Source organism: Paracoccus sp. PAMC 22219 (assembly GCF_000787695.1).
Classification (GTDB): Bacteria; Pseudomonadota; Alphaproteobacteria; order Rhodobacterales; family Rhodobacteraceae; genus Paracoccus.
Map to the genome: position 1 here is coordinate 1 of NZ_BBPH01000238.1, position 2,138 is coordinate 2,138.

Consider the following 2,138-nt stretch of genomic DNA (forward strand, 5'->3'; position numbering starts at 1 on the left):
CCGCGGCCTGCCGGAACCGGTCCCAGGCCCGCGTGGCCCGGGCGGCGATGCGCGCGGCATCCTCGGCCTGATCCTGGCTGGTGGCGTCAAGCGAGGGGGTCAGCAGCACCGGCAGATGCGGCACCGCCCGGACGCTGGCGGGGGCATGATGCTGCAACGGCAGGCCGAAGAAGCCCGCAAAGCCATAGGTCTCGGCGTCCGGGGCGACCTCCTCCAGCGCGCAGCGAAAGGGTTCGGACCGCACGTCGATGCAGAACGCCGCCTGCATCGCCGGACGGGACAGGGTCGGGCGCGACCCCGACAGGCATGCCGCAAGGCCGCGCTGATAGGCGCGTTCGGCCGCGTCCTGGGCGATCGCATCCGCCACCTGATCGGCCGATGGCTGGACCGGCCGCGCATGCGCGCGCACCGCGTCGGCCCAGGGATCGGCCAGGTCAGGGCAATGCGCCAGCAGCGCCTCCTCCCAGATCAGGCGGATCGCCAGCAGGTCGATCAGGGTGCCATCGGTGCCCCCCGCCTGTTCGGCCCGCCAGGACAGCCATCGCGCGTGCTGTGCCCAGCCCCCCAGATCGACCAGCAGCCGATGGAACGCGGTCGGCGCCGCGTCGGGCGTCAGGGCCAGCCGTTCGGCCGCCCGCAGGATGACGCGTTCCGCCTTGTCGGGGGCGGCTGCGACATGGGCGCAGAAGCCGCGCAGGCCCGCGATTTCCGGCGTCAGGTCATGGGTCGCCCATTCCTTCCACGCCGCAAGGGCGCTGGTGCCGGGCGCGGGCGTCCACAGCGCCTGGCCCTGATCAAAGCGCCCCGCCGCCCACAGGCCGATGCTGCGGGCGATGACCTCGGGCCAGTCGGTGCCGTCATGTCGCGCGGCCAGATCGGCGAGCGTCGGCAGGGCGGGGGGGATCGGCGCCGTCGCCTTCAGCCGCAGCTTCAGCATGCCCAGATCGACCGGCTTCAGCGCCGACGGGCAGGCGATCAGCGCCGCCGCCAGGTCGTCGTCGGTGATGCGCCCGTCTGCGATCATCGCCCCGAACGCGGCCCGCGGGCGGGTTGCCGACAGCCCCGCGACGCGGGCCAGTCTGGCCGAGGCGGTGGCCAGGTCATCGTCCGACTGGCCCAGAAAGGGGTTCACCGAGACGGTGGCCGTCAGCGGGAAAGCCGGGGGGATGGTGCGTGCGGCCTGGGTCACGGCCGCCAGCAGGCTGGCCGCATGATCGGGGGTGACGCCGGCGTGATCGTGGAACATGGAAACCTCAGCGAAAATGGGGGGTGGGGATCAGCTGGACCGTGCGGCGCGAAAGCCGCCGATCAGCCGGTCGAACAGGGCGTTCAGGTACAATCCGTTGGCCAGGTGGACGCGCAGTCCCGCCATCGCCGGGTGATGCGCCCATAGCGGAAACAGCGCCTGCGCCACAGCGACCACCCCGAACGAGATCACCGCCAGCGCGATCAGCGCCCATTCCAGCGCGCCGGGCGACGGCGGCAGCGGCAGATGCGGCCCCCACAGTGCGCCTGCCAGCAGGTGAAAGCCGAAATAGCCAAGCGCCGCCGCGACCGATGCCATCGCCGTGCGCCGCGTCAGCGCCCGCGGGGCGGCATCGGCCAGCCCTTGCGCGACCAGATAGGCGGTGCCGAAGATCAGGATCGCACCCAAGGCCAGCGCCTGCGCCGATTTCTGGCCGCCGATCGCCGCGAATCCAAGCGCGACAGTCGCATAAAGGGCAAGGGCCAGCGCAAAGGCCTGCGCGACGGCACCGATGCCCGGCACGGCGACGGGGCCGGGGCGACCCGCCGCGGCCACCGCCGCGACCGCATTGCCCGAGGCCAGGAACCCATGCGCCTTGTACAGCCCATGCGCCACGATATGCAGCAGTGCCAGCGACCACAGGCCCAGCCCGCATTGCATCAGCATGAACCCCATCTGCGCGACGGTGGACCACGCCAAGGCCGTCTTGACCGCGCTTTGGATCAGCATGACCGCCGCCCCGAACAGCGCGGTCAGACCGCCCAAGGTGACCAGCACCGCCATCGCGCCGGGGCTGGCCTGGACCAGATCGGCCGTGCGGATCAGCAGCAGGCCGCCCGCATTGATGACCCCCGCATGCAGCAGCGCCGAGACCGGGGTCGGGGCCTCCATC

2 protein-coding genes are annotated in these 2,138 nt (G+C 72.2%); both read right to left on the reverse strand.

Going from position 1 to position 2,138, the window contains the following annotated elements:
* Positions 1–1,246: putative inorganic carbon transporter subunit DabA (locus TY51_RS19440; RefSeq protein ID WP_042252932.1), on the reverse strand; the 1,246-nt coding region annotated here is incomplete at its 3' end.
* Between the two features lie 30 nt (positions 1,247–1,276).
* On the reverse strand, positions 1,277–2,138 hold an 862-nt coding region (locus TY51_RS19445), incomplete at its 5' end, for a proton-conducting transporter membrane subunit (RefSeq protein ID WP_042252934.1).